This is a genomic window from Neisseria arctica (assembly GCF_022870905.1).
In the GTDB taxonomy this organism is placed as follows: domain Bacteria; phylum Pseudomonadota; class Gammaproteobacteria; order Burkholderiales; family Neisseriaceae; genus Neisseria; species Neisseria arctica.
The window spans coordinates 2068775-2093042 of the sequence record NZ_CP091510.1 but is presented as its reverse complement, the minus strand read 5'-3'; the positions used below and the strand labels follow the sequence as shown (position 1 = coordinate 2093042).

At 48.3% G+C, this 24268-nt stretch carries 21 protein-coding genes; 9 read left to right on the top strand and 12 right to left on the bottom strand.

All coding sequences use genetic code 11. The annotated features are described in order from the left end of the window. Nucleotides 1-33 precede the first annotated feature (33 nt). The 8 genes from LVJ86_RS09640 to trkA form a co-directional block, all read right to left on the bottom strand. Nucleotides 34-1881 (bottom strand): lytic transglycosylase domain-containing protein, encoded by a 1848-nt coding sequence (locus LVJ86_RS09640; protein ID WP_047760926.1) that lies wholly within the window; start codon nt 1879-1881, stop codon nt 34-36. A 211-nt stretch (nt 1882-2092) separates the two neighbouring features. Then, the gene (locus LVJ86_RS09635; protein WP_047760925.1) at nt 2093-3550 is read right to left on the bottom strand and encodes a TrkH family potassium uptake protein; all 1458 of its coding nucleotides are present in this window, start codon (nt 3548-3550) and stop codon (nt 2093-2095) included. Nucleotides 3551-3937: 387 nt separating this feature from the next. Further along, a complete protein-coding gene (pstB, locus tag LVJ86_RS09630) occupies nt 3938-4693 on the bottom strand; it encodes a phosphate ABC transporter ATP-binding protein PstB (RefSeq protein WP_047760924.1) in 756 nt (251 codons plus the stop codon). A 58-nt stretch (nt 4694-4751) separates the two neighbouring features. Further along, nucleotides 4752-5603: a phosphate ABC transporter permease PstA gene (gene pstA / locus LVJ86_RS09625; RefSeq protein ID WP_047760923.1), complete on the bottom strand. Its 852-nt coding sequence runs from the start codon at nt 5601-5603 to the stop codon at nt 4752-4754. Between the two features lie 12 nt (nt 5604-5615). After that, the gene (gene pstC / locus LVJ86_RS09620) at nt 5616-6572 is read right to left on the bottom strand and encodes a phosphate ABC transporter permease subunit PstC (protein WP_047760922.1); all 957 of its coding nucleotides are present in this window, start codon (nt 6570-6572) and stop codon (nt 5616-5618) included. Nucleotides 6573-6675: 103 nt separating this feature from the next. After that, complete coding sequence (pstS, locus tag LVJ86_RS09615) at nt 6676-7788, bottom strand: phosphate ABC transporter substrate-binding protein PstS (protein ID WP_047760921.1); 1113 nt, start codon at nt 7786-7788, stop codon at nt 6676-6678. A gap of 386 nt (nt 7789-8174) precedes the next feature. Further along, nucleotides 8175-8876, bottom strand: coding sequence for a phosphate signaling complex protein PhoU (gene phoU, locus LVJ86_RS09610; RefSeq protein ID WP_047760920.1), 702 nt, complete (start codon nt 8874-8876; stop codon nt 8175-8177). 174 nt (nt 8877-9050) lie between these two features. Continuing rightward, nucleotides 9051-10451, bottom strand: a complete 1401-nt coding sequence (trkA, locus tag LVJ86_RS09605; RefSeq protein WP_047760919.1) for a Trk system potassium transporter TrkA — start codon at nt 10449-10451, stop codon at nt 9051-9053. 219 nt (nt 10452-10670) lie between these two features. Between trkA and LVJ86_RS09600 the strand changes: the two genes are divergently transcribed. Beyond that, nucleotides 10671-12194, top strand: coding sequence for a fumarate hydratase (locus LVJ86_RS09600; protein ID WP_047760918.1), 1524 nt, complete (start codon nt 10671-10673; stop codon nt 12192-12194). Nucleotides 12195-12272: 78 nt separating this feature from the next. Here LVJ86_RS09600 and LVJ86_RS09595 read toward each other — a convergent pair whose 3' ends face one another. Continuing rightward, complete coding sequence (locus LVJ86_RS09595; RefSeq protein ID WP_047760917.1) at nt 12273-13178, bottom strand: LysR family transcriptional regulator; 906 nt, start codon at nt 13176-13178, stop codon at nt 12273-12275. 109 nt (nt 13179-13287) lie between these two features. Between LVJ86_RS09595 and LVJ86_RS09590 the strand changes: the two genes are divergently transcribed. The 7 genes from LVJ86_RS09590 (at nt 13288) to purH (ending at nt 20744) form a co-directional block, all read left to right on the top strand. Then, nucleotides 13288-13701, top strand: a complete 414-nt coding sequence (locus LVJ86_RS09590) for a DoxX family protein (protein WP_047760916.1) — start codon at nt 13288-13290, stop codon at nt 13699-13701. 163 nt (nt 13702-13864) lie between these two features. Next, nucleotides 13865-14470 carry a nitroreductase family protein gene (locus tag LVJ86_RS09585; protein ID WP_047760915.1) on the top strand — a complete coding sequence of 202 codons (606 nt, stop codon included), beginning with the start codon at nt 13865-13867 and terminating at the stop codon, nt 14468-14470. A 159-nt stretch (nt 14471-14629) separates the two neighbouring features. Then, entirely contained in the window at nt 14630-15151 is a 522-nt protein-coding gene (locus tag LVJ86_RS09580) for a YcnI family copper-binding membrane protein (protein ID WP_047760914.1), read from the top strand. 417 nt (nt 15152-15568) lie between these two features. Next, on the top strand, nt 15569-16567 hold the full coding sequence (dusB, locus tag LVJ86_RS09575; RefSeq protein WP_047760967.1) for a tRNA dihydrouridine synthase DusB: 999 nt from the start codon (nt 15569-15571) through the stop codon (nt 16565-16567). A gap of 336 nt (nt 16568-16903) precedes the next feature. Next, the gene (locus LVJ86_RS09570; RefSeq protein ID WP_047760913.1) at nt 16904-18814 is read left to right on the top strand and encodes an acyltransferase family protein; all 1911 of its coding nucleotides are present in this window, start codon (nt 16904-16906) and stop codon (nt 18812-18814) included. Nucleotides 18815-18877: 63 nt separating this feature from the next. Further along, nucleotides 18878-19120, top strand: a complete 243-nt coding sequence (locus LVJ86_RS09565) for a Fis family transcriptional regulator (protein ID WP_047760912.1) — start codon at nt 18878-18880, stop codon at nt 19118-19120. A 46-nt stretch (nt 19121-19166) separates the two neighbouring features. Further along, on the top strand, nt 19167-20744 hold the full coding sequence (purH, locus tag LVJ86_RS09560; RefSeq protein WP_047760911.1) for a bifunctional phosphoribosylaminoimidazolecarboxamide formyltransferase/IMP cyclohydrolase: 1578 nt from the start codon (nt 19167-19169) through the stop codon (nt 20742-20744). Between the two features lie 306 nt (nt 20745-21050). On the opposite strand, the gene LVJ86_RS09555 is transcribed toward purH, so the two are convergent. From LVJ86_RS09555 to queC, 3 genes are all read right to left on the bottom strand, one after another. Then, on the bottom strand, nt 21051-21683 hold the full coding sequence (locus tag LVJ86_RS09555; protein ID WP_047760910.1) for a 7-carboxy-7-deazaguanine synthase QueE: 633 nt from the start codon (nt 21681-21683) through the stop codon (nt 21051-21053). An 11-nt stretch (nt 21684-21694) separates the two neighbouring features. Then, the gene (gene queD / locus LVJ86_RS09550; protein ID WP_047760966.1) at nt 21695-22117 is read right to left on the bottom strand and encodes a 6-carboxytetrahydropterin synthase QueD; all 423 of its coding nucleotides are present in this window, start codon (nt 22115-22117) and stop codon (nt 21695-21697) included. A 118-nt stretch (nt 22118-22235) separates the two neighbouring features. Then, a complete protein-coding gene (gene queC, locus LVJ86_RS09545; RefSeq protein ID WP_047760909.1) occupies nt 22236-22892 on the bottom strand; it encodes a 7-cyano-7-deazaguanine synthase QueC in 657 nt (218 codons plus the stop codon). A 207-nt stretch (nt 22893-23099) separates the two neighbouring features. Between queC and tsaD the strand changes: the two genes are divergently transcribed. After that, nucleotides 23100-24161 (top strand): tRNA (adenosine(37)-N6)-threonylcarbamoyltransferase complex transferase subunit TsaD, encoded by a 1062-nt coding sequence (gene tsaD / locus LVJ86_RS09540; RefSeq protein ID WP_047760908.1) that lies wholly within the window; start codon nt 23100-23102, stop codon nt 24159-24161. The last annotated feature ends 107 nt before the right edge of the window (nt 24162-24268 follow it).

The window sequence follows — 24268 nt, the reverse complement described above, 5'->3', positions numbered from 1 at the left end:
ATCAACAATAATCGGAAAAAGCTTTTTTGTTGATTAACGGGCTGGTACCGTACCCATGCGTTGCTTTAGTGAAGTTTGGGGTTCATTGAACAACGAAGCATAATAAGTGGCGTTGGTCATGACTTTTTTCACATAGTCGCGGGTTTCGTTGAAAGGAATCGTTTCGGCATAAATGGCACCTTCCAACGGTACGGAAGCCTGCCAGCGGCGCGCGCGTGCCGGGCCGGCGTTGTAACCTGCGGTAGCCATCACTTCATCATTGCTGAGGCGGCGTTTGGCATCGCCGAGATACCAAGTGCCCATGCGGATATTACCGTCCATAGTGTGTAGCTCATCGGCGCTGATACCGATTTTTGAGGCGATGTCACGCGCGGTGGCAGGCATCACCTGCATTAGGCCGGTTGCGCCCACATTGGAACGCGCTCCGATCATAAAGCGGCTTTCTTGGCGGATTAAGCCATATACCCATGCCGGGTCAACGCCGGCCTGCAAAGCGTAAGGTTCGGTGATGCTGCGGAAGGGAGAAATGTAGCGCAAGTTGTAATTCAGCTTGTGGTCAGTGCGTTCGGCGCTATTAATCGCCATTTCGTAAAACTCATTATCGTGTGCCAATTGGGCAGCGGCTAATAAGGTATCTTCATTTACTCCGCGGGTAGCATAACGCCATTCCGCTTGTGCTTGGCGGCGCATGGTCCAATCACCGCTATTTTGGCTGGCGCGGAACAGGGTGAGTGCGCGGTCGACAGTGCCGTTGCGTGCCAAGGTATCGATATCGCGCTTGGATGCTTCGCCGACATTGTTGCGGGTATTGATGCGGCGGCCGAGTTCTTCGGTAGCCAGTACCGCATAGAAATTACGGCCGCTTTTTGCTGCTTGCTCATACAGGTTGCGGGCACGGTTTTGATCGCCGCGGGCAGCATAAGCGCGTCCTAGCCAATATTGCCAGTCGGGCTTGTTTTTTAAAGAAGCCGGCATGCTTTGGATAATATCGGCCAATTCGTTCCAACGTTGCAAACGCAGAGCGGCACGGGCATACCACTCGAACTGGTCTTCGGAAAGTTGTGAGCGGTCGGCTTGGCTATAGTAGCTCAGTGCAGTTTCCATGTTTTGGCTGAGTGCTTGGGCATGCCCTAACACACCCCAAGCGAATCCTGATTGTTCGCGGGTGTAGGCGCCGCTTTGCGTTTGCAGGCGGTTGGCTGCATCGGGTGTGGATTTTGCGTTGCGGCCGATGATGGTATTAAGACTGTATTCTTGAGCGCCTACGCCGCCGGCATCAACGGGGCTGCCTAGAGCAGCGGCAAGATTACGCGCATCAGTAAGCTGGTTGTTGCTGATTAAACCGCGTACGCGACGCCAAGCGTCTGCTTGGTTTAGGTTCCCGGATGCTGCTGCGGTTTCTATTAATGTGGTACAGCCTTGCGGCAAACGGCCCAACTCCTTCACCAAATCGGCAGCCAACTTGCCATATTGGCCGCTGCGGTAGGCGGCATAGCATTCTACTTCTTGAGAGCGGCCGTCTGCTTCCAATCGGGCGTATTGTTGGTCAAACTGCGACCACTGGCCGCGTTTGACCAAACTTTTCAGCCATTCGTTGCGTACGTTTTCAGCCATGGCACTATCGCCTATTTGGCTTAAAAACTGTGCGGGCAGAATATCGTCATCGCGCTTGATAGCGTCAAGCGTGCTACGGTAAAGGTTGTAATCACTCAATATTTTTGAGGGTGATTCGGTAGCTTGGGTGCGCGGAAGGGAAACGCCGCCGCTTGCATGTTCGCCGCGGTTAATCGGCTCCAGCGGTTGTTCCGGTGAAGAGCAGGCTGCCAGAACCAACACGGCAGAAGTCATTAGCGTGAGTTTGAAATGGCGTGATACGGTCATTTTATGGCCTTTGTCGTTTTTGTATTGTGTTTTGGAATTGAGGGATATGGTGCGGCCGGCAGCTTATAAAAAACAGGAGGCCGTTTGTAAACGGGCTGAGAGGGCCGGCCGCATCGAAGAAGACCCAAGCCCCGATTCTAAGCGATTTGCCGGGCGGTTTTGCCGTCTGCTACAAAGATTTACATTATGCAGCCGCCCAGGCGGTATCTTTTTATTTTTTCCAATAAGCGGGCGTGAAAAGAATCAGGACGGTGAAAATTTCTAATCGTCCTAGCATCATCACGACGGCGCACAACCATTTTTGTATATCGTTTAAGCCGGCATAGTTGGAAGCCGGGCCGATACTGCCCAAACCTGGGCCGGCGTTGGTAATGCACGCGACCATAGCCGTAAAAGCGGACATAAAATCCAAGCCTGAAGCCATCATTAGAAAGGTGAATAAAACGATGGTCATGAAGTAAATGAAAATGAAGGCCAAAATGGTCAGGGCGGTGCGTTCGGGGATACTGCGCCCGTTTACTTTAACGTTGGATACTGCGCGCGGATGCAGCAGGAAAGTGATTTCGCGCAAGCTGAACTTTGCCAACACCAGAGCCCGTACGTTTTTGATACCGCCACCGGTCGAGCCGGAACTGGCCAGTACGTTGGCTAAGAAAAACATCCATAATGAAACCAGTAGCGGCCACTGGTTGAAATCGGTATTGGTAAAACCGCTGGCCAACCCGATGGAAACAAAATTGAAGCCGACAAAGCGCAATGCTTCTTCAAAAGAAGAATAAAATTGGTTTTGCCATAGGTAGACGCTCATCACGATAATACTGACCAGTAAAACACCGAGCATGGTGCGGCATTCTTCGTCCCGCCAATAAGGAAGAGGTGAGCGTTCGCGCAATACGGTGAAATGGCTAGCGAAACTGATGGCACCGAATATGGTGGCGGCGACTAATACGGCTTCTACGGCTACAGAATTGAAATAGGCGATACTGTTGTCGTGGGTGGAAAAACCGCCGAGGGAAACGGCCGCCATCGCATGGCACACCGCATCGAACCAGCTCATGCCGGCCCAGTGCAACCCTAATAACGCGGCAATTGTAAACACGGCATACAGCATCCATAGTTTTTTGGCGGTTTGGGAGATTCTCGGTGCCATTTTGCTGTCTTTGTCGATACCCGGAATTTCCGCTTTGAAAAGTTGCGTACCACCGACGCCGAGCATAGGCAGAATGGCAACGGCTAATACGATAATGCCCATGCCGCCCAGCCAATTGAGCATATGCCGCCAAAAGTTGATGGAAGGGGCCAGCGTATCCAAGCTGGTCATTACCGTCGCACCTGTGGTTGTCAGCCCCGACATGGCTTCAAAAAAAGAGTCGGTGAAACTCAGGTGCGGGAAATAAAGATAAAAGGGCATGGCCGCAATCATTGCAAACCCTACCCACAGCATAAAGACCAAAGTAAAGCCGTCGCGCGGACGCAATTCGCGGTTATGTTGCAAAGTCAGCAGCCAGATGGTAGTGGAAACGGTGATGGTTACTAGGGCGGTATAACCGAAAGAAGACAAGGCATCATCCAGATACAGATAGGATACGAATGTCGGTATCAGCAACATAAAAGAAAACAAAACGCCGAGCTTGGAAAGTATATGGATGATGGGAATGATTTTATACATATCGGATAGTTTTTTCAGACGGCATGTGTCTATTTCACAGATAAAACAATATCAAGCAATACGGGTACGGTATCGCAAAGTTTTAATTTGCACGGCCTCATATTTTCATGGTATGAGACAAGCAACCCTAAAAATACCGGTAAGTATGCCGTCTGAAAGATTGGCTGGTTGTGTTTTGTGATCGCGGGTGTATGCAAAGATGCCGGTCACAGTTGGTATTTCGGGCAAAACGGTGATTTTAGCATTTTAATATGCCACAGCCGAAAATAAAAAGAAGGTGGGAGTTTATAAGCTTGATATGTTTGATTTTGGCAATAGGCACAATCAAAAAATGCCGTCTGAAATTTTCAGACGGCATAGACGATATGCGGTGTCAAAATAGTAATATCAACCGAATTTGCCCGTAATGTAGTCTTCGGTTTCTTTGCGTTGCGGCTTGGTGAATACTTGTTTGGTGTCGCCGACTTCGATCAGCTCGCCCAGATACATATAGGCGGTGAAATCCGATACCCGTGCTGCCTGCTGCATATTGTGGGTAACAATGGCGATGGTGTAATCGTTTTTCAGTTCGGTAACCAGTTCTTCGATATGGGCGGTTGAGATCGGATCTAGGGCGGAGGTCGGTTCGTCCAACAGTACCACTTCGGGTTTGCTGGCAACGGCACGGGCGATGCATAAGCGTTGCTGCTGGCCGCCTGAAAGTGAATTGCCGCTTTGTTTCAATTTGTCTTTTACTTCGCCCCACAGTGCTGCTTTGCGTAACGCCCACTCGACACGATCATCCATATCGCTTTTACTCAGCTTTTCATACAGCTTTACGCCGAAAGTAACGTTGTCGTAAATCGACATGGGAAAAGGTGTCGGTTTTTGGAACACCATCCCCACTTTGGCGCGCAGCAGGTTTAAGTCGATATCTTTGCTTAGGATATTTTTATCGTCTAAAAGCAGTTCGCCTTCTGCTTTCATACCGGGATAAAGATCGTACATACGGTTGAAGGTACGCAGCAGGGTTGATTTGCCGCAGCCGGAAGGGCCGATGAAAGCGGTAACTTTGTTGGCCGGAATGTCCAGATTGATATTTTTCAAGGCGTGGAACGAGCCGTAATAAAAGTTGAAATTGCGTACCGCGATTTTGGTTTCCATTAGAGGTTTCCTTTGAATATTTGTCGTTACTTTTTTATGTGTGTTCAGACGGCCTGAATCAGTGTTTTTTGCTGCTAAGAATGCGGGCGCCGATATTGGCGGCTAAAACCGTCAGCGCAATCAGCAAAGCTGCTGCCCATGCCAATTCATGCCAATCACCGTAAGGGCTCATGGCAAACTGGTAGATCACGTTGGGCAGGTTGGCAATTGGTTGGTTCATGTTGGTGCTGAAGAACTGATTGTTCAGCGCAGTAAACAGCAGCGGAGCAGTTTCGCCTGAAATACGGGCAAAAGCCAGTAGTACGCCGGTTAAAACGCCTGTTTTAGCGGCGCGTAAAGTTACCATGCTGACCAGTTTCCATTTGGGTGTACCCAGTGCATAGGCGGCTTCGCGCAGGCTGTTTGGTACCAGCTTCAGCATGTTTTCAGTGGTGCGCACTACTACAGGGATAACCAGCAGTGATAAAGCCAGCGCACCGGCCCAGCCCGAGAAATGTCCTTGCTGCACCACAACCAGTTCGTAAATAAACAGACCGATAACGATAGATGGTGCGGAGAGCAAAATATCGTTCATAAAACGGGTAGCGGCAGCCAGTTTGCTGCGTTGTCCGAATTCGGCCAAAAAAATACCGCACAAAATACCTACCGGGGTACCTACCAGTAAGCCGAAAAAAGTAATCAGCAGACTGCCGAGTATGGCGTTGCGCAAACCGCCTTCCATACCTGGGGGAGGGGTATCCATAGTGAAAATATGGGTACCCAAACCGTTGAATCCTTCATAAAACAGCGTATAGAAAATCCAACCCAGCCAAAAGAGGCCGAAAGCCATGGTTAGCCATGACATAGCCAGATTGAAACGGCTGATTAAGCGTCGGCGGCGGTAAACAGAATTATTCATATTGGTTTGCATAAACAAGATTCCTTAATGCGCGCGGCCTTCGTTACGCTGCATGCGCAACAGCATCAGTTTGGAAATACACAGGACCACGAAGGTAATCACAAACAGGATCAAGCCCAGATAGAGCAATGACGATAGGTGTAACGGGTCGACTGCTTCGGCAAATTCGTTAGCCAATGCAGAGGTAATTGATACGCCCGAGTTATAGAGGCTGGCACTAATATTGAAGGTATTGCCGATAACGAAAGTAACGGCCATAGTTTCGCCCAAGGCACGCCCCAAGCCCAAAATGATGCCACCCACCACGCCGGTTTTGGTGTAGGGTAATACCACATAACGTACGACTTCCCAAGTAGTCGAACCCAAACCGTAGGCGGATTCTTTCAACATCGGTGGGGTAACTTCAAACACATCGCGCATTACTGAAGCGATAAATGGAATAATCATAATCGCCAGAATGAGGCCGGCGGCAAAGAGGCCGATACCCATCGGTGCGCCGTGAAATAGTGAACCGATAAAAGGTATCGGGCCGAGATATTCAATAAAAAAAGGTTGGATATATTCTGAAAATACAGGTGCGAATACGAATAAGCCCCACATACCGTAAATAATCGAAGGAATACCCGCCAGTAGTTCGATACAGATGCCAAGTGGGCGGCGCAGAGTTGTCGGACATAGCTCGGTCAGGAAAATAGCAATACCGAAACTCACCGGTACGGCAATCAGCAGAGCGATTACCGAGGTAACCAGTGTGCCGTAAATTGGTGCCAGTGCGCCGTATTGTCCTTGTACCGTATCCCAGTTGGCAGAAGTGAAGAAACCTAAACCGAATTCTCGCATGCTCGGTAAGGCACCAATCACCAAAGAAAGCATGATGCCGACCAAGCTGGCTAGTAGCAGAAAGGCAAACATACGGGTAGTGCCGACGAATAACATGTCAAGCAACCGTTCTCGTTTGAGTTTTTGTTGAAGTGTGCTCATGAGGATTTTTCTTTTGAGTTAACCGAACGGATCAGATATAACCAAAGGCCGTCTGAAATACCGCCTTTAGGGCTTTCAGACGGCCTTTGGTTATTAAAGCGGATTAATAAACCGCCGTACCGTTAGCATCGGTAATTTTTTTCCATTCTTCGCGTACCAAGTCTTTTACAGAGGCAGGCAGCGGTACATAATCAAGTTTTGCAGAAGCTTCGTCACCGTTTTGGTAAGCCCAGTCGAAGAAGCTCAAGACAGCCTTGGCTTTGGCGGCATCATCCGCTTTTTTGTGTACCAAAATGAAAGTAGCGGCAGCCAGCGGCCAAGCTTTTTCGGCAGGTTGGTTAGTCAGCACCAGGCTGAAGCCGGGAACGCTCTTCCAATCAACATCGGCGGCAGCGGCGAAGGTTTCTTGAGAGGGTTGTACATAGTTGCCCGCTTTGTTCTGCATTTGAACGTGCGACATATTGTTTTGCTTGGCGTAAGCGTATTCAACGTAACCAATAGAGTTTTTCACGCGGTTAACATAAGTTGATACGCCTTCGTTGCCTTTGCCTGCCGCACCGGAACTTGAAGTCGGCCATTTAACAGTATTGGCTGCGCCTACGCTGTCTTTCCATTCGTTGGAAACTTGGCTCAGGTAAGTGGTAAAGATGAAGCTGGTGCCAGAACCGTCGGAACGGAATACGGTGGTAATCGGTGCGTCGGGCAACGCCAAGCCTTCGTTGAGGGCTGTGATTTTCGGATCGTTCCACTTGGTGATTTTGCCCAAGTAGATTTCGGCTAATACTTCGCCGCTTAGTTTCAATTCGCCCGGTTTGATACCTTCCACGTTGACTACCGGTACAACGCCGCCGATAACGGTCGGGAATTGGATCAGGCCTTCTTTTTCCAAATCTTCAGCTTTTAGAGGAGAATCAGATGCGCCGAAATCCACGGTTTTGGCTGTAATTTGTTTGACACCGCCCGAAGAGCCGATAGATTGGTAGTTGATGCGGCCACCAACAGCAGTTTGGTAAGCTTGCGCCCATTGGACATAAATCGGTTGTGGGAATGATGCGCCTGCACCGGTGACATCCAAGGTAACTTTTTCAGCATTGCCTGCCGGAGCGGTAGATGCGCCTGCTTCAGGTTTGGCTGCCGGAGCAGTGTTTTCTGAGCCGCCGCAAGCAGCCAAAGCAAAAGTGGCGATAAGAGCAGCGGTAAGAGTGCGGATTTTCATGGTGTTTTCTCTCTTGTATCAAGGGTGTTTGGAAACGCTGCTAAGTTTAAGCAAGCATTGTTTCAGATGTGTGACAGAGGTTACAAAAGCTTACATACTTGACAGCTTGTTTATTAACCTTTTGATTTTAATTAGAACTTTTTTGATGGGGTAAGGTTGGTGCTGATTCGGATCTGATGGTGTGGGTGGTTTTGTAACATTGGAGTGGGGTTTTTAGCAGCGTTTGTTTCAGACGGCATTGCCTGAACCGCACGGTAAATACGGGTTTGTACCAATAAGGTTGCACAAGATGATTGGGAAATTTTTTATTTGAATAACCGACAAGGTGTGCGAAGGTATAAAAAAAGCAGCCCGTAGGCTGCCGTGAATTTGCTGCATCCGTTGATTTAATCTTCCAAATCGGCCTTTACTTTTTCCAGCGGCGTATGACGCACATCAACACCGCGTACCAAGTAAACCACATGCTCGGCAATATTCTTGGCATGGTCGCCGATACGCTCGATGGCCTTATTCATCATCATTACTTCCATGCAGGTGGTGATATTGCGCGGATCTTCGATCATAAAGCTGATCAACATGCGCGACTGGTTGCGGTAGTCGGTGTCGAGTTTGTTGTCGGCTTCGTTCAAATCCAAGATGGCTTTCGAATCCAAGCGGGCAAAAGCATCCAAGCTGCGGCGTATCATGGGTGCGGTCATGGCTGCCAAACGGTGGGTATCGTAAAGTTGGGTGGAAGTAACTTTGTTGTGCATGAACAATTCATGGGCGGATAAAGCGATTTTTTTCAGTTCATCGCCCATGCGTTCCAAGTCAACAATAATTCTGCTGACGGTAAGCACAAATCGTAAATCGCTGGCGGCCGGTTGGCGGCGGGCGATAATGTTTTGACAAGCGTCATCAATACCGACTTCGAGTTCGTTGATGATGCTGTCGCCGTCAATCACGGCAGTCAGCCCCGAAGCATTGGTGCTGGATAATGCGGTTAATACGGCTTTTAGCTGTTCTTCAATCAAGCCGCCCATACGCATTACTTCGCTGCGTACACTTTCAAGCTCTTGGTTGAAGTGAGACGAAATACGTTCTGCCATGCTGTTTGCTCTCCCTAAAAATAGTTTTATGCCGCATGATAAAACAGTTTCATGACAAAATATTGACAACCCTGAAATCACATTGAAAACAGCTGCTCTGCATATTCAAGGTTGTATTTGGTTTCATTGGTAAAAGGCCGTCTGAAATATGTTTTTCAGACGGCCTTTTGAGATTTAACCGAAAAAGCCCATTTTAACCTGAATCAGTTTTTCCAATTCGCGCAATACGCGGCGGCGGGAAACGAAGAAAATCAGATGGTCGCCCTCGGCCATTACCGCATCTTCTTTGTGCCCCATAATGACTTGGTCTTCACGAACCAAAGCGGCAAAGTGGCAACCTTGGGGCCATTTCACTTCCGAAACGCGGCGGCCTACCAAGGCAGATGTTTTTTCATCACCGTGTACCACTACTTCGATTGCTTCCGCCGTGCCGCGACGTAACGGGTGTACCGCTACTACATCGCCGCGGCGGATGTGCGCCAGAATCGAACCGATGGTAACCAAATGCGGTGAAACCACGATATCGATTTTGTTACCCTCCAGCAAATCCACATAACTGGAACGGTTTACAATCGCAATAACCCGTTTGGCTCCGAAGTTTTTCGCCAGCAAGCCCGACATAATATTATTTTCATCGTCATTGGTGACGGCACAGAATATATCCACTTCGTCGATATATTCTTCGGTAAGCAGGCTTTCATCGGTTGCGCTGCCGTGCAAGACCAAGGTTTGGTCGAGGTTTTCCGCCAGCCACAGGGCGCGGGAATGGTTATATTCGATAATTTTGATATCCAACTTGCTTTCCAGCTGCTTGGCCAAGCGGAAGCCGATATTGCCGCCGCCAGCAATCATCACGCGGCGGGTGCTTTGTTCCAGTGGCCTGAGTTCGCGCATAATTGCTTTGACGTCTGACGATGCGGCTACGAAGCAAACTTCGTCTCCTTCGATAATCACAGTGCGGGCGGAAGGGACGATTAATTGGTTGTTGCGGTAGATGGCGCAAATCTGGCAATCCACGCCGTCGGGCAGGTGGCTGTTGATTTGGGCGATTTCCTTATTGACCAGCAGGCCGCCTTTATGAGCTTGTACGATAACCATCTTGGCTTTATCTTCGGCAAACTTCAGTACTTGTAAGGTGCTGGTGTAGCTCAATAATGATGCAAGCCTCTCGGTTACTAATTGCTCTGGGCTGATGGAGTCGGTCACTTCAAACAGCGATAAGCTGTTTTCTATTTCTTCGTTATCCGGGCGGTATTCCAAATATTCGCTGGAGCGCACGCGGGCGATGCGGTTTGGAATATTAAACAAATCTGCGGCGATTTTGCAGGCGACTAAGTTGGTTTCGTCGCTGCGGGTTACGGCCAATAGTAAGTCAGTATCGGCAGCTCCGGCTTGTTCCAGTACTTTGGGTGAAGCGGCATTACCCAACATGGTTTGGACATCCAAGCGGCTGCCTAGGGTATGCAATGCGGTTTCGTCGATATCAATAATGGTGACATCGTTATCCGGCATCGCCGACAAATTCTGAGCGATAGTCGAGCCGACTTGGCCGCTGCCGAGAATCAGGATTTTCATAATATCTAAACAATCATGCAAAAAAGAATGGTTTATTGTAATGCCAGCCGTGCCGAAATCAAACTTTTGACAAGTTTATCTATGCTGCATCAGGCCAATCGGGAAAAACTATTTCTTTTGTCTACACCTTTCCAATAACATGTTGTAATATCAGACACCCTGTTTATAGCAATAAAGGCCGTCTGAACGTGCCGCAATCATGACCCAAAGGAGCCAAACATGACCGTCATCAAACAAGAAGATTTTATCCAAAGTATCGCTGATGCATTTCAGTTTATCAGCTATTATCATCCCGCCGATTATATTAAAGCCTTAACAAAGGCTTGGGAAAAAGAAGCCAATCCTGCCGCCAAAGATGCTATGGCGCAAATTCTGGTAAACAGCCGCATGTGTGCCGAAGGCCACCGTCCTATTTGCCAAGATACCGGTATTGCTACCGTTTTCCTAAAAGTCGGTATGAACGTGCAGTGGGATGCCCAAATGAGCGTTCAGGAAATGGTGAATGAGGGTGTGCGCCGCGCCTATACCAACCCCGATAACATATTGCGCGCTTCGGTATTGGCCGATCCAGCAGGCAAGCGTCAAAACACTAAAGACAATACGCCCGCAGTCGTACACATGGAAATCGTAGCGGGGGATAAAATCGAAGTAACGTGTGCGGCCAAAGGCGGCGGCTCTGAAAACAAATCCAAACTGGCTATGCTCAACCCCTCGGATTCGATTGTCGATTGGGTACTGAAAACTGTACCGACTATGGGTGCGGGCTGGTGTCCGCCCGGTATTTTGGGTATCGGTATCGGTGGTACGCCCGAAAAAGCAGCATTGTTGGCCAAAGAATCCCTGATGAGCCATATTGATATTCAGGAGTTGCAGGAAAAGGCTGCTTCCGGTGCGGAACTGAGCACTGTGGAAGCTTTGCGTTTGGAGCTGTATGAAAAAGTAAATGCGTTGGGTATCGGTGCCCAAGGTTTGGGTGGTCTTACAACTGTTTTGGATGTGAAAATCCTTGATTATCCGACTCATGCCGCGTCTAAGCCGGTTGCCATGATTCCGAACTGTGCGGCTACCCGTCATGTCGAATTTGAGCTCGACGGTTCCGGTCCGGCCAAGCTGGTGCCGCCTTCACTCGAAGACTGGCCGGATCTGACTTACAGCCCCGATAACGGTATCCGCGTGAATGTGGACGAGCTCACCAAAGCCGATGTCGCCCAATGGAAAACCGGTGATGTGCTGCTGTTGAACGGTAAAATTTACACGGGCCGCGATGCCGCACATAAACGTATGGTCGATATGCTCAACAAAGGCGAAAAACTGCCGGTTGATTTTACCGACAAACTGATTTACTACGTCGGCCCAGTGGATCCCGTGCGCGATGAAGTGGTTGGCCCGGCCGGGCCAACGACCGCTACCCGCATGGACAAATTCACCCGTCAAATGCTGGAACAAACCGGTCTGTTGGGTATGATTGGCAAATCAGAGCGCGGTGCTGCGGCTTGCGAAGCGATTGCAGACAACAAAGCGGTTTACCTGATGGCGACCGGCGGTGCGGCTTATCTGGTAGCGAAAGCCATTAAAGAAGCCAAAGTGGTGGCGTTCCCCGAGTTGGGTATGGAGGCGATTTATGAATTTGAAGTAAAAGATATGCCGGTTACCGTAGCCGTAGACAGCAGCGGTAAATCCGTGCATGCCATCGCGCCGAAAGAGTGGCAGGCCAAAATCGGTATTATTCCGGTTGAGAGCTGATTAAGCTGCCGTTTGTATTTGGCATGATACGAGGCCGTCTGAATATTTTCAGACGGCCTCGTTACTTTTTATCCATTGTTAAGGTAATAACGAAATCGGGCAGTGATTGATTTTGTTGCTGAGAAAGTCAATCATACTTCTGACTTTGGCACTGAGAAACGCCCTATCAACGTATGCGGCATAAAGTTGGGTGGTCAGCATGCTGTAATCAGGCAGCAGGCGTACCAGTGAACCTTGCTGCAAATCTTCGGCAATGGCCCATAAGGGTAGATAACCGATACCGCAGCCGGCCTGAATCAGTTTGCGGCACATCAGCGTATTGTCGCTGAGGATAGATGATTTCAGTGTCAAGGTTTCCTGGCTACCATCTTTGGCGGTAATGGCAACATCGCTCAAATCGACATAGCTGGGCAATACGGCTTCGTGCCGTTGTACTTCGGCAGGTGTTTCGGGGGTGCCGTGCAAATCTAGGTAGGCGGGTGATGCTACCAGGAAAAACTCTATTTTTGCCAAAGGTTTGACGATTAGCGAGGGATGCGGTTCGTTGGATACGCGCAAGGCTAAATCGACGCCGTCTGCAATCAAATCGACACGGCGGTTATCCAGATGAAGGTCGAGTGATACTTCAGGATAGAGACGGCGGTATTCGGCAAACCACTGGCTTACATAAGATGTAGCAAACCAAAGCGGCATGGTCATGCGTAGTAATCCCTGCGGTTTATCAGCCCCGCCCGCAGCTTTATCGGCGGCAGATTGCAAGGTTTCAAGCGCATAACTGCATTGGCGGTAATATTCTTCGCCGGCTTCGGTGAGGTGCAGATTGCGGCTGTTGCGGTGAAGCAGTTTGGCTTGAATGGTATTTTCCAAATGGCTGACATGTTTGCTGGCCATGGCGATGGAAATATCTAATTTGTCGGCGGCACGGGTAAAGCTGCCGCTTTGTACCACTTCCCGGAAAACTTTCAGGCTGAATAATGTATCCATGATTTCTCATTAGGAAAAAATGTTTCAATAAAAGCAGTATATATTGATTGCTGGTATATGCCTATACTGCAGGCATTCGATAACTATTTTTATTTAAATCAGGGTATAAATTATGAATTTTTTAAACCGCTTCCAACCCGTATTACTGTCGATTTTACGCATTAGTGCCGCATATATGTTTATGCTGCACGGCACGGCCAAACTTTTTGCCTTGCCGCATGTGGAAATGTTTGACGGTTTGCAGATTTTTTCCTTATACGGCTTTGCGGGCATTTTGGAGCTGGTGGGCGGGGTATTATTGCTGATCGGTTTATTTACCCGTCCGGTTGCATTCGTGTTGTCCGGCCAGATGGCGGTAGCTTATTTTATGGCGCATGCTGCGGGAGGAAATGCTTTACTGCCACTGCTTAACGGTGGTGAGGCTGCTGCTTTATTCAGTTTTATCTTTATCTATATCGCCGCAGCGGGTGGTGGCGCTTGGGCAGTGGATAATAAATTCCGCCGGCAAGAAGGCAAAGTGTGATTGAGTAAAGCCGAATAGTAATAATACCGTTGTATTTTAGATGTTTATACTTGTCGTACTTGTTGTCGTTTGGCTAAGTTTTGAATCATATTGTTTGCAGTACAACTGCTTTTCGGTGGTTAATTGTTGCCGATGGGCGATACCGGAATAAAGGAAATGGAAAATGACTTACAAAGATTTGCAACAGGCTGCTGAAAGCCGCCGTTCGGTTTATGCTTTGAATAAAAATCTACCGTTAACCAATCAAGGGGTAACGGATATTGTGGAGCATGCGGTATTGCATACGCCTTCTTCGTTTAATTCGCAATCTACCCGTATGGTGGTGTTGTTCGGTGCGGAGCATGAAAAGTTATGGGAATTGACCGAAGGCGCTTTGCGTGAGGTTGTACCGGCCGAACGTTTTGAGCCGACCGCACAAAAAATGGCAATGTTCAAAGCAGCTGCAGGTACGGTTTTGTTTTTTGAAGACCAAAAGGTTATCCGCGGTTTACAAGAGCAGTTCCCTTCATATGCCGATAATTTCCCGGTGTGGGGCGAACATGCAAATGCAATGAACCAATATGCCGTATGGACGACTTTGGCTTCCGCCGATATTGGTGCCAATCTGCAGCATTACAATCCGCTGATTGACGATGCCGTGGCGAGAGAGTGGGAAATCCCAAAAGATTGGAAACTGGTGGCACAGATGGTATTTGGCGGTATTGCTGCTCCTGCCGCTGAAAAGAGTTTCACACCGGTAAATGAGCGGGTAAAAGTGTTTGGTATTTGATGTTATTAAAACCAAATATGGTATATAAGGCCGTCTGAAAACTTATTTTCAGACGGCCTGTTTTCCGGTGCGGCAATTTGCCGCATTTTCTTTGTAGATGGATTGTTTAAAATATAAAGATGTTTTTATGATTATTTTCAATGCAATAAGGGAGCGATAATGAAGAAATTTTTCTTTGCCGCTTGTACGGGGTTCTGCGTGCAGTTTGCATCTGCACATATTAGTTTTACCGAACCTAAGCAGGCCGATCCAAAGCAAAATTTTACTGCCGTATTTAAAGTGCCTCATGGATGCGGTGGTGCGGCAACAACCGCAATCCGTATCAGTATGCCTGAAGGTGTGTTGGCTGTTAAGCCTCAAGCCAAAGCGGGATGGCGTATTGATAAAGAGCACGGTGCTTATACGCATAGTTACGATTATCGTGGAAAGACGCATAGCAGCGGTATCAAGACATTGGTTTGGCATGGCGGCAGCTTGGCAGATGATGAATTCGATACTTTTACGTTCAGTGCTTATTTGTCGGAGGCGGCACCAAAACAAAACGGTAAACTTGTTTTTCCGGTAACTCAAATTTGTGGTGATAAAGAAATCAAATGGGATATGCCAAGCGGCGCCTATCCGGCACCTTACTTACCTGTTGGTACGGCAGCTCCGCACGGCGGCGAACACCACCACCATTAACTATTGTCGGATATAGGCTGGCCTTGATAACTGAAATATTCTAGGATGGCAAAATAAGAAAAGTCGTTTAAGTTGATATAAAAAGTCATTTAAAGTAATGAAGTTTGTATTTACGCGGCCAACCTTCCTGGAACAACGTTTCAGGCGGCATCAAACAAGGCAAATGAGTTTATAGTCAATTTATTTGAACTTCCGTTTTTTATCAGTGGGATTTTAAATTTCAGCAGGTTGTTTTCAGACAATCTGCTTTTTTTCTTTGCGGGTAAGGATATAGGTTGAATAAACCGTAGTCGGTTTTACACGGAATACAGTGGGGGAATTTGTTAGTTTATTGTTTTATTTTAATAAATAAAATCGTTATTGGAATGATTGCTTAAAAAATGTACAATGAGCGATTTATTTGACCCGAATTTCAATATGCGGATTGGTGCTTATACCTTTAATACCCCTATTGCATTGGCGCCGATGGCCGGAATTACCGACAAGCCTTTCCGACAATTGTGTCGGGGGTTCGGTGCAGGTTGGGTGGTCGGAGAGATGCTTACCAGCGACCCCTCTCTCAGAAATACCCGAAAAACACTACGCCGCAGCGATTACAGAGGTGAGGAGGGTGTTCGGGTTGTTCAAATTGCGGGCAGTAATCCGCAGCAATTGGCTGAAGCCGCACGCTATAACGTTGAGATGGGCGCGGAAGTAATTGATATCAATATGGGATGCCCGGCCAAAAAAGTATGCAATGTTTTGGCAGGTAGCGCCCTTCTGCAAAACGAACCTTTAGTAGCTGAAATCTTAAATGAAGTTGTGCGTGCCGTTGATGTTCCAGTTACTTTGAAAACCCGTTTGGGCTGGCATGACGAACATAAAAATATTCTTACCATTGCCCGTATTGCCGAAGATGCAGGTATTGCCGCTCTCGCTATTCATGGACGTACACGCACGCAAATGTATAAAGGACAAGCCAGTTACGAATTGATTGCCGAAGTGAAAAGCCGCAGCCGTATACCGGTATGGGCGAACGGTGATATTACCGATCATCAGAAAGCCGCTTCGGTTTTGCGTCAGACTGCTGCCGACGGTGTGATGATAGGCCGTGGCGCACAAGGCCAGCCTTGGATCTTCCGAGATTTGAAACATTACGCCGAAACAGGTAGACTGCCGCCGCCGTTAACTTTGGCACAGTGCAGCCAAACCGTATTGAGCCACTTACAAGCCATGTATGCTTTTTACGGTGAGCAGGCCGGTTTGCGTATTGCGCGCAAACATATAGGCTGGTATATCGCTTCTCTCCCCGGGGGTGAGGTTGTTCGGCGTGAAATCAATGGTTTGGAAAGCGCGGCCGCACAATATGATGCGGTTGCAGCATTCTTAGATAATCTGCCGAATGAAACTGATATTTGGGTATGCAGTTATCGTTGATATATATCAACCTTTTGTATTTAAAAAATTTTAGCTATGTCGTGGTGTGGATAAATATTTTACCGATCATGATATTGGTATAAAATTGCGAAGAACAGCACGAAAATTAACGGAAAAGCAGATTATATTTAAGACGGTAACCGCTGTTTATCGGCAGAATATTTAGAAAAGTAAAAAATAATATTGTTGCTCTTCAAATTTGTTTGATTGAAGGAATGTCGGTTCATGGCCGGTTCCGACTTGAATAATTTTCAGGGAAGCTTCAATACGGTTTCATTTAAATATCTGTTTGTATTGGGAAAATGTGTAAAAGTTAGACGGATAAGAAGGAAAAAAATGAAATATCGTAGTGAAATCGACGGTTTGAGAGCTCTGGCAGTATTACCGGTGATTCTTTTTCACGCAGGCTTTTCCGCCTTTCAAGGCGGCTTTGTCGGGGTGGATATATTTTTTGTTATCAGTGGTTATTTGATTACCACTATTTTGCTTGAAGATGTTCGGGCAGGGCGTTTTTCCCTGGTGGACTTTTACGAACGCCGCTTCCGCCGTATTTTGCCCGCTTTATTTTTTGTGATGTTGGCAACCTTGCCTCTCGCATTGATGTGGCTTATGCCGTCTGAATTGAAAGCATATGCGCAAAGTTGGGCGGCGGTATCGCTTTTTTCTTCTAATATTTTATTTTGGTTTACCAGCGGTTATTTTGAAACCGCCGCAGAGTTAAAACCCCTTCTGCACACTTGGAGCTTGGGGGTGGAAGAGCAGTTCTATCTGTTTTTTCCTATCTTATTGTTATTATTATGGAAGCGGGGGCAGCGTTGGTTGTTACCCTTGCTGGTAGCGGTTGCCGCAGCCAGCCTGATTTCTGCACAATGGGCTGTTCAGAAATACCCTTCGGCAGCTTTTTACCTGCTGCCTTTTCGTGCATGGGAGCTGCTGGCTGGTAGTTTTATCGCTTTTTATTTTGCAAGGTATGACCGTAGCCGACAAAGCGAAGCATTAAACCAATGGGGTAGCTTGTTGGGTTTACTGCTGATATTGGCGGCTATTTTTGGTTATCACCGCAATATGCCTTTCCCGGGATTCAGCGCATTATTGCCCGTATTGGGCAGCGCTTTGGTTATTATTTTTACCACACCGAAAACTTGGGCCGGACGGTTGTTGTGCAGCAAACCGATGGTACAAATCGGTTTGATCAGTTATAGCGCTTACCTTTGGCATAATCCTTTGTTTGCTTTTGCGCGGGTAAGGTCGGAGTTTCACTTGGAATCCGTGCCAATCATGCTCGGTTTGTCGGTTTTGTCGTTGATTTTGGCTTATCTGACGTGGCGTTATGTCGAAGCGCCTTTCCGGCGGCGTGATCATTTTAGTCGGCGTCGAATTTTCGAGATGAGTTTTGCAGGTAGTTTTATACTGTTGGCGGCAGGTTTGGTAGGGCATTTTTATTTTCATGCCAAAGAGCCGAAAATAGATTACGAATGGAGTAAAAATACCCGCCAGAACATTTGTTTGATTCAGGATTATCATCAGGATCAGCAACAATCCGAATGTTATGAGCAGGGTAAGAATAATGTCTTGCTTTGGGGGGACAGCCATGCTGCTTCGCTTTACCAAGGGTTATCAGGTTTTGCGCGTAGGCACGATATTGCATTGACACAGTTAAACCAATCGGCTTGCCCGCCTCTGCTGGGTTTGCCTCAGGCGGATGCTAATCGGACAAACTGTGGAAAAATTAACCGTAGAATTATCGCGGATATAGGCCGTTACCGTTACAATGCGGTTATTTTGCACAGTATTTGGTTTTTTGAAAAAGCACCTGCGGATAATCAGGAAATCAGCACCCATTTGGCAGAAACCATCCAAGCCATCAGAAAGGTTTCTCCAAAAACCAAAGTGGTAGTTATTGGTAATGTACCGCGTTGGTACATATCCGCCGAACGTGCTTATACCCAAGTGTTGGGGAGTGCTTCCGAGCATGTCGGCAGTGAGCGGTTACTGGCAAGGGCAATCGTGTTGCCACAGCTTGAAAAGACTTTGAAACATACTGCCGAGGCTAACCAGGCTATTTTTATCGCACCTTCGGCGTATCTTTGCGAGTTGGGCGGATATGAGTACCGCAAATGTTTGTTGTCGTTAGATGGCAGTCGGGAGAAAATGGCCTATATAGATGCGGACCATCTGTCGAAAGCAGGGGCGGAGGTTTTGGTATATAAAATGGCTCCCGAATTGGCTGCGGCTTTACAACCCTAATGTTTCAGACGGCTATTTGAGAATAGAGCCGATTTTCTGTTTTTTTATTAAAAAGAATATATTATGCCGAATAAAATCCCTGATATCGCCCACTGTGTGGAGCATAACTTAAAACAATATTTCCGTGATTTGGACGGCGAAACCCCTTGTGCGGTATACGATATGGTATTACAGCAGGTTGAAAAGCCGTTGCTGGCCACCGTTATGGCCGAATGCGGAGGTAACCAGTCGAAGGCTGCCGCTGTATTGGGGCTGAATCGTAATACCCTACGTAAGAAACTTTTGCAATATGATTTGATCGCGTAATTTGTTTGGCTTGAGCAGTTAAAACCTATCTGTATAAGGAACGATAATGGCAGCAGTGAAACGAGCGTTAATCAGTTTGTCCGATAAACAAGGTGCGGTTGAGTTTGCCCGTGCTTTACACGATTTGGGGGTGGAAATCCTTTCTACCGGCGGTACGGCGAAATTACTGGCTGATGCGGAAATCCCAGTGATCGAAGTAGCCGATTACACCGGTTTTCCCGAAATGCTGGACGGGCGTGTGAAAACCCTGCATCCGAAAATTCACGGCGGTATTTTGGGGCGTCGCGATTTGAGCGAGCATGTGGCTAAAATGGCCGAACACGATATCGGTAATATCGATTTAGTATGCGTGAACCTGTATCCTTTTGCCGCTACTATTGCCAAACCCGGTTGCACGCTGGAAGATGCAATCGAAAATATTGATATCGGCGGCCCAACTATGGTGCGTTCGGCAGCGAAAAACTGGAAGCACGTTGCTATCATTACGGATAATACCGATTTCGATAAGGTTGTAGAGGAGTTGCGCGCTAACGGCGGTACGCTGTGCGATAAAACCCGCTTCAATTTATCACGCAAAGCCTTCAGCCATACAGCCCAATATGACGGTATGATTTCCAATTATCTCACCAGCATTAATGATGAAAAATTAGGCGGTGAACCTGAAGTTAATGAGTTTCCGGAACAAATTAACGGTAATTGGTTGAAAGTTCAGGATTTGCGCTATGGTGAGAATCCGCACCAACAAGCTGCGTTTTACCGTGATGTTTATCCGGCGGCGGGCAGTCTTTCTGGTTATACACAGTTGCAGGGCAAAGAGTTGTCGTACAACAATATTGCCGATGCAGATGCTGCTTGGGAAGCCGTTAAGGCGTTTGACGAGCCTACTTGCGTTATCGTGAAGCATGCCAACCCGTGCGGTGTGGCGGTCGCTGCGGATACGCTGACGGCTTACCGTTTGGCATTTGCTACCGATACCACCAGCGCATTTGGTGGGATTATTGCCTTTAACCGCGAAGTGGATGCGGAAACCGTAGAAGCGGTGACCGGGCAATTCCTCGAAGTATTGATGGCGCCGAAGTTTACCGACAAAGCCAAAGAAGTGATTGCAGCTAAGAAAAACGTTCGTGTATTGGAAGTGCCTTTAATGGCCGGTGCGAACCGTTTCGAATTAAAACGTGTCGGCGGCGGCCTGTTGGTGCAAACGCCTGATCTCCACCGTATCCGTCGTGCGGATTTGACTGTGGTAAGCAAGCGCGAGCCTACCGAGCAGGAATGGAAAGATCTGATGTTTGTGTGGAATGTGGCCAAATACGTGAAGTCGAATGCGATTGTATTCGGCAAAGGCGGGCAAACGTTCGGTATCGGTGCCGGGCAGATGAGCCGTGTGGATTCTACCCGTATTGCCGCCCGTAAAGCGCAAGACGGCGGATTCGATCTCAACGGCGCTTGCGCGGCTTCGGATGCGTTTTTCCCCTTCCGCGACGGCGTGGATGTGATTGCTGAGCAAGGCATTAAGGCGATTATCCACCCGGGCGGTTCTGTGCGTGATCAGGAAGTATTCGATGCGGCAGACGAACACGGTATCGCTATGGTATTAACCGGCGTACGCCATTTCCGCCACTAAAGCGGATAGAGGTAGTATGCAGAAGCCGTCTGAAATTTTCAGACGGCTTGTTTTTATATGGGTGGTATTGTGATGAAATAGATTTAAAAAAAATGCTGAAAATGTAGGTTGTTATTCTAAAGCGCGTATTCGTTGTCGGATTTGGTGAAGGTTTTATTTGCTTTGTTTATCTAAAATAGTCGGAATATTGGGTGCGTGCGGGTGAAGGCAGGTTGGCTTTATCGGCACATAAAAGGCCGTCTGAAAAAGTTTTCAGACGGCCTTTTAATTTCGGGCGGGTAACTATACTGAAAAATGGTGGTTTTATTATTCGATACCTGCCCATTTGTGTGTTTGTACGCTCAACTGCCAATGCACGGCGGCATCGGGACGGCTGTTGAGCAGCCCGATTTGGCGGATGGTTTCGTAAATATTCATAACGCCGTTTTGCTCGCACGGAGAAAGATAATAGTGTCGGGCGCGGATTTTTTGTTCGATGGCGGTGCAGAATGCGATGATATCGCCGTCGACAACGATACGCACTTCATCGGCACGCTTGATATATTGCGTTTGGTATTTTTCGGCATAGCAGGCTTTGGGGCTGGTGGCAATGTAATCAATCTGCGGCGGAACGGGGTTAAGCCCGTTGGTTTCGATACACAGGTAATAACCTTCTTTTTTTAAGGCGTTCAATAAGGTTTCGAGGTGTGGTTGAATGGTTGGTTCGCCGCCGGTAATGATGATGTTGCGGGCGGTATAGTTTTTCAGACGGCCTAAGATTTCGCTGAGCGGCATTTGTTGGAATGTAAGGTAGTCGGTATCGCACCACCGGCAGGCTAGGTTGCATTTGCCCAAGCGGATAAAAACCGCAGGCATACCGGTATTGTAGCCTTCGCCTTGCAGACTTTCGAAAATTTCAACAATACGGAATATGGGATCGGCAGGTTGGATTGTTTGCATTTCAGACGACCTCACAGGCTGCATTCGCAATAAGACGTAGGGGTTTCCCATAGTCGCAGGGTCGAGATGTTCAGACGGCCTTTGCGCCGGAGCAGGTCGAACATATATTGCGCCATGTTTTCGGCAGTGGTGCGTTTGTCCATAGCCAATGTTTTCAAGCCCCAACCCTCGAGCATACGGGCGATTTGCCGTTCGCGCTCGCTGCCGGTGTGGTAGATGAAGGCATGGTCGAAAGGTTCGACCACTAAAGCTTTAACGGATTGTTTCAGATCGGAAAAATCAATCACCATGCCGTCTTTGGCTCCGCCTTCAATCAGGTTGCCGCATACTTCGACTTCGAGTTTGTAGGTGTGGCCGTGCAGGTTTTTGCATTTGCCGTCGTGGTTATCGAGCATGTGGGCCATGTCGAACGAAAAGGTTTTGGTAATTTTCATCATCATCAAGGTTTGCTGTTGCCGCGTTCAGACGGCCGGAAACGCCGTGCAATACGATTCTTTATACCGTATTGCAGATGTTGGGCTGTGTGGCGGAAACAGCTGTATCAAATAGGGTTTATCTGGATTTTCCGGCCAAATACTCGGCTAGACCGCGCTCGCGTAATACGCAGCTTGGGCATTCGCCGCAGCCGCCCTCTGTGCCGAGATAGCAGGTGTGGGTGTGGGTGCGGATATAATCGAGCACGCCCATTTCATCGGCCAATGCCCAAGTTTGCGCTTTGGTGAGATACATCAGCGGAGTATGGATTTGAAAGGCGTAGTCCATAGCGAGATTGAGGGTAACGTTCATCGATTTGATGAAAACGTCGCGGCAGTCGGGATAGCCTGAAAAGTCGGTTTCACATACGCCGGTGATAATATGGCGGATACCGCGGCTTTTGGCATAGATAGCGGCATAGAGTAGGAATAGGGCGTTGCGTCCGTCTACAAAGGTATTGGGCAGGCCGTTTTCGCCTGTTTGAATCGCGGCGGTTTCGTCCATCAGCGCATTGCGGGTAACCTGTTGCATCAGAGTCAGGTCAAGCAGTGTTTGGGGGATACCCAAATCGGCTGCGATACTGCGCGCTTTTTCCAGTTCGATGTTGTGGCGTTGGCCGTATTGGAAAGTAATGGCTTCGACATTTTCCCGACCGTATTGTCGGATAGCCTGAATCAGGCAGGTAGTGGAATCTTGGCCGCCTGAAAAGATGACCAAGGCTTTTTCAGTTGTCATAACGGTTTCCTAGTTTTGGTTTAGAACATTGTTCTTCGCGGGATGGTTGCGAACCGCGGCAAAAATCGAAACGCGATTATAAGCCAAATCAATCGGAAAATCCGTTAAAATATCGCGTTTTACCTTTCAGACGGCATAAATGCCGTTTGAAAGCCCGATTATTGAATACGCATGATGTTTCAGCATTGTGCAGGAGTCTGCCTAACCATGTTGGTATTGGGAATCGAATCTTCTTGCGATGAGACCGGAGTCGCGCTGTACGACACCCGGGAAGGCCTGTTGGCGCATGAATTGCATACGCAAATGGCGATGCACGCCGAATACGGCGGCGTGGTACCCGAGTTGGCCAGCCGCGACCATATTCGCCGCCTTGTGCCTTTGACCGAAGCCTGTTTGAAAGCGGCAGGCAAAGATTATACCGATATTGATGCGGTGGCATTTACTCAGGGACCGGGGTTGGGCGGCGCTTTGCTGGCAGGTTCGGGCTATGCCAATGCTCTGGCGTTTGCCTTAGGCAAACCCGTGATTCCGGTTCACCATCTGGAAGGGCATCTGCTCTCGCCTTTATTAGCGAATGAAAAGCCGCAATTCCCATTTGTAGCCTTGTTGGTGTCGGGCGGACATACACAATTTATGGCGGTACGCGGTATCGGCGACTATACGCTGTTGGGAGAGAGTGTTGATGATGCGGCCGGCGAGGCGTTTGATAAAACCGCCAAACTGTTGGATTTGCCTTATCCGGGCGGTGCCAAACTTTCCGAACTGGCGAAGTTAGGCAATGCCGATGCCTTTACCTTCCCGCGCCCTATGCTGCATTCGCATGATTTGCAAATGAGTTTTTCCGGATTGAAAACATCGGTATTGACTACGGTGCAAAAAGTGCGCGAAGAAAACGGTGGTAGTTTGCCCGAGCAGACGCGCAACGATATTTGCAGAGCATTTCAAGATGCCGTAGTGGATGTGTTGGTGGCAAAGTCCAAACAGGCTTTACTGGATACCGGCTTCCGTACGCTGGTGGTTGCCGGCGGTGTGGGTGCTAACTGGAAACTGCGTGAAGAGTTGGGTAAGTTGAGTGTACGCCCGCGGAAAGATAAAGGCGGTAAGCCTATGCCGTCTGAAAAAGTGGCCGTATTTTTTCCTCCTTTGGTCTATTGTACGGATAATGGGGCGATGATTGCTTTTGCCGGTGCTATGCGTTTGCAAAACTGCCGTGAAGCGGGCGCGTTTACCGTCAAACCGCGCTGGCCTTTGGCTGAGATTGTTCAGTAAGGTGCGTAATTGTTTTATCAGGTCTTGCCGTAATTAGGGAACTTGTAATCAGGCAAGATTGTTTAGCAATTCGAAAAGGCCGTCTGCAAACTTTCAGACGGCCTTTT

What these genes read in the sequence shown, in the direction of transcription:
- LVJ86_RS09640 (WP_047760926.1), bottom strand. Translation starts at nt 1,881, where the DNA reads ATGACCGTATCACGCCATTTCAAACTCACGCTAATGACTTCTGCCGTG.
- tsaD (WP_047760908.1), top strand. Translation starts at nt 23,100, where the DNA reads ATGTTGGTATTGGGAATCGAATCTTCTTGCGATGAGACCGGAGTCGCG.
- LVJ86_RS09580 (WP_047760914.1), top strand. Translation starts at nt 14,630, where the DNA reads ATGAAGAAATTTTTCTTTGCCGCTTGTACGGGGTTCTGCGTGCAGTTT.
- LVJ86_RS09600 (WP_047760918.1), top strand. Translation starts at nt 10,671, where the DNA reads ATGACCGTCATCAAACAAGAAGATTTTATCCAAAGTATCGCTGATGCA.
- queC (WP_047760909.1), bottom strand. Translation starts at nt 22,892, where the DNA reads ATGACAACTGAAAAAGCCTTGGTCATCTTTTCAGGCGGCCAAGATTCC.
- purH (WP_047760911.1), top strand. Translation starts at nt 19,167, where the DNA reads ATGGCAGCAGTGAAACGAGCGTTAATCAGTTTGTCCGATAAACAAGGT.
- LVJ86_RS09555 (WP_047760910.1), bottom strand. Translation starts at nt 21,683, where the DNA reads ATGCAAACAATCCAACCTGCCGATCCCATATTCCGTATTGTTGAAATT.
- pstB (WP_047760924.1), bottom strand. Translation starts at nt 4,693, where the DNA reads ATGGAAACCAAAATCGCGGTACGCAATTTCAACTTTTATTACGGCTCG.
- pstS (WP_047760921.1), bottom strand. Translation starts at nt 7,788, where the DNA reads ATGAAAATCCGCACTCTTACCGCTGCTCTTATCGCCACTTTTGCTTTG.
- phoU (WP_047760920.1), bottom strand. Translation starts at nt 8,876, where the DNA reads ATGGCAGAACGTATTTCGTCTCACTTCAACCAAGAGCTTGAAAGTGTA.
- LVJ86_RS09635 (WP_047760925.1), bottom strand. Translation starts at nt 3,550, where the DNA reads ATGTATAAAATCATTCCCATCATCCATATACTTTCCAAGCTCGGCGTT.
- LVJ86_RS09595 (WP_047760917.1), bottom strand. Translation starts at nt 13,178, where the DNA reads ATGGATACATTATTCAGCCTGAAAGTTTTCCGGGAAGTGGTACAAAGC.
- trkA (WP_047760919.1), bottom strand. Translation starts at nt 10,451, where the DNA reads ATGAAAATCCTGATTCTCGGCAGCGGCCAAGTCGGCTCGACTATCGCT.
- pstC (WP_047760922.1), bottom strand. Translation starts at nt 6,572, where the DNA reads ATGAGCACACTTCAACAAAAACTCAAACGAGAACGGTTGCTTGACATG.
- pstA (WP_047760923.1), bottom strand. Translation starts at nt 5,603, where the DNA reads ATGCAAACCAATATGAATAATTCTGTTTACCGCCGCCGACGCTTAATC.
- queD (WP_047760966.1), bottom strand. Translation starts at nt 22,117, where the DNA reads ATGAAAATTACCAAAACCTTTTCGTTCGACATGGCCCACATGCTCGAT.
- LVJ86_RS09570 (WP_047760913.1), top strand. Translation starts at nt 16,904, where the DNA reads ATGAAATATCGTAGTGAAATCGACGGTTTGAGAGCTCTGGCAGTATTA.
- LVJ86_RS09565 (WP_047760912.1), top strand. Translation starts at nt 18,878, where the DNA reads ATGCCGAATAAAATCCCTGATATCGCCCACTGTGTGGAGCATAACTTA.
- LVJ86_RS09585 (WP_047760915.1), top strand. Translation starts at nt 13,865, where the DNA reads ATGACTTACAAAGATTTGCAACAGGCTGCTGAAAGCCGCCGTTCGGTT.
- dusB (WP_047760967.1), top strand. Translation starts at nt 15,569, where the DNA reads ATGCGGATTGGTGCTTATACCTTTAATACCCCTATTGCATTGGCGCCG.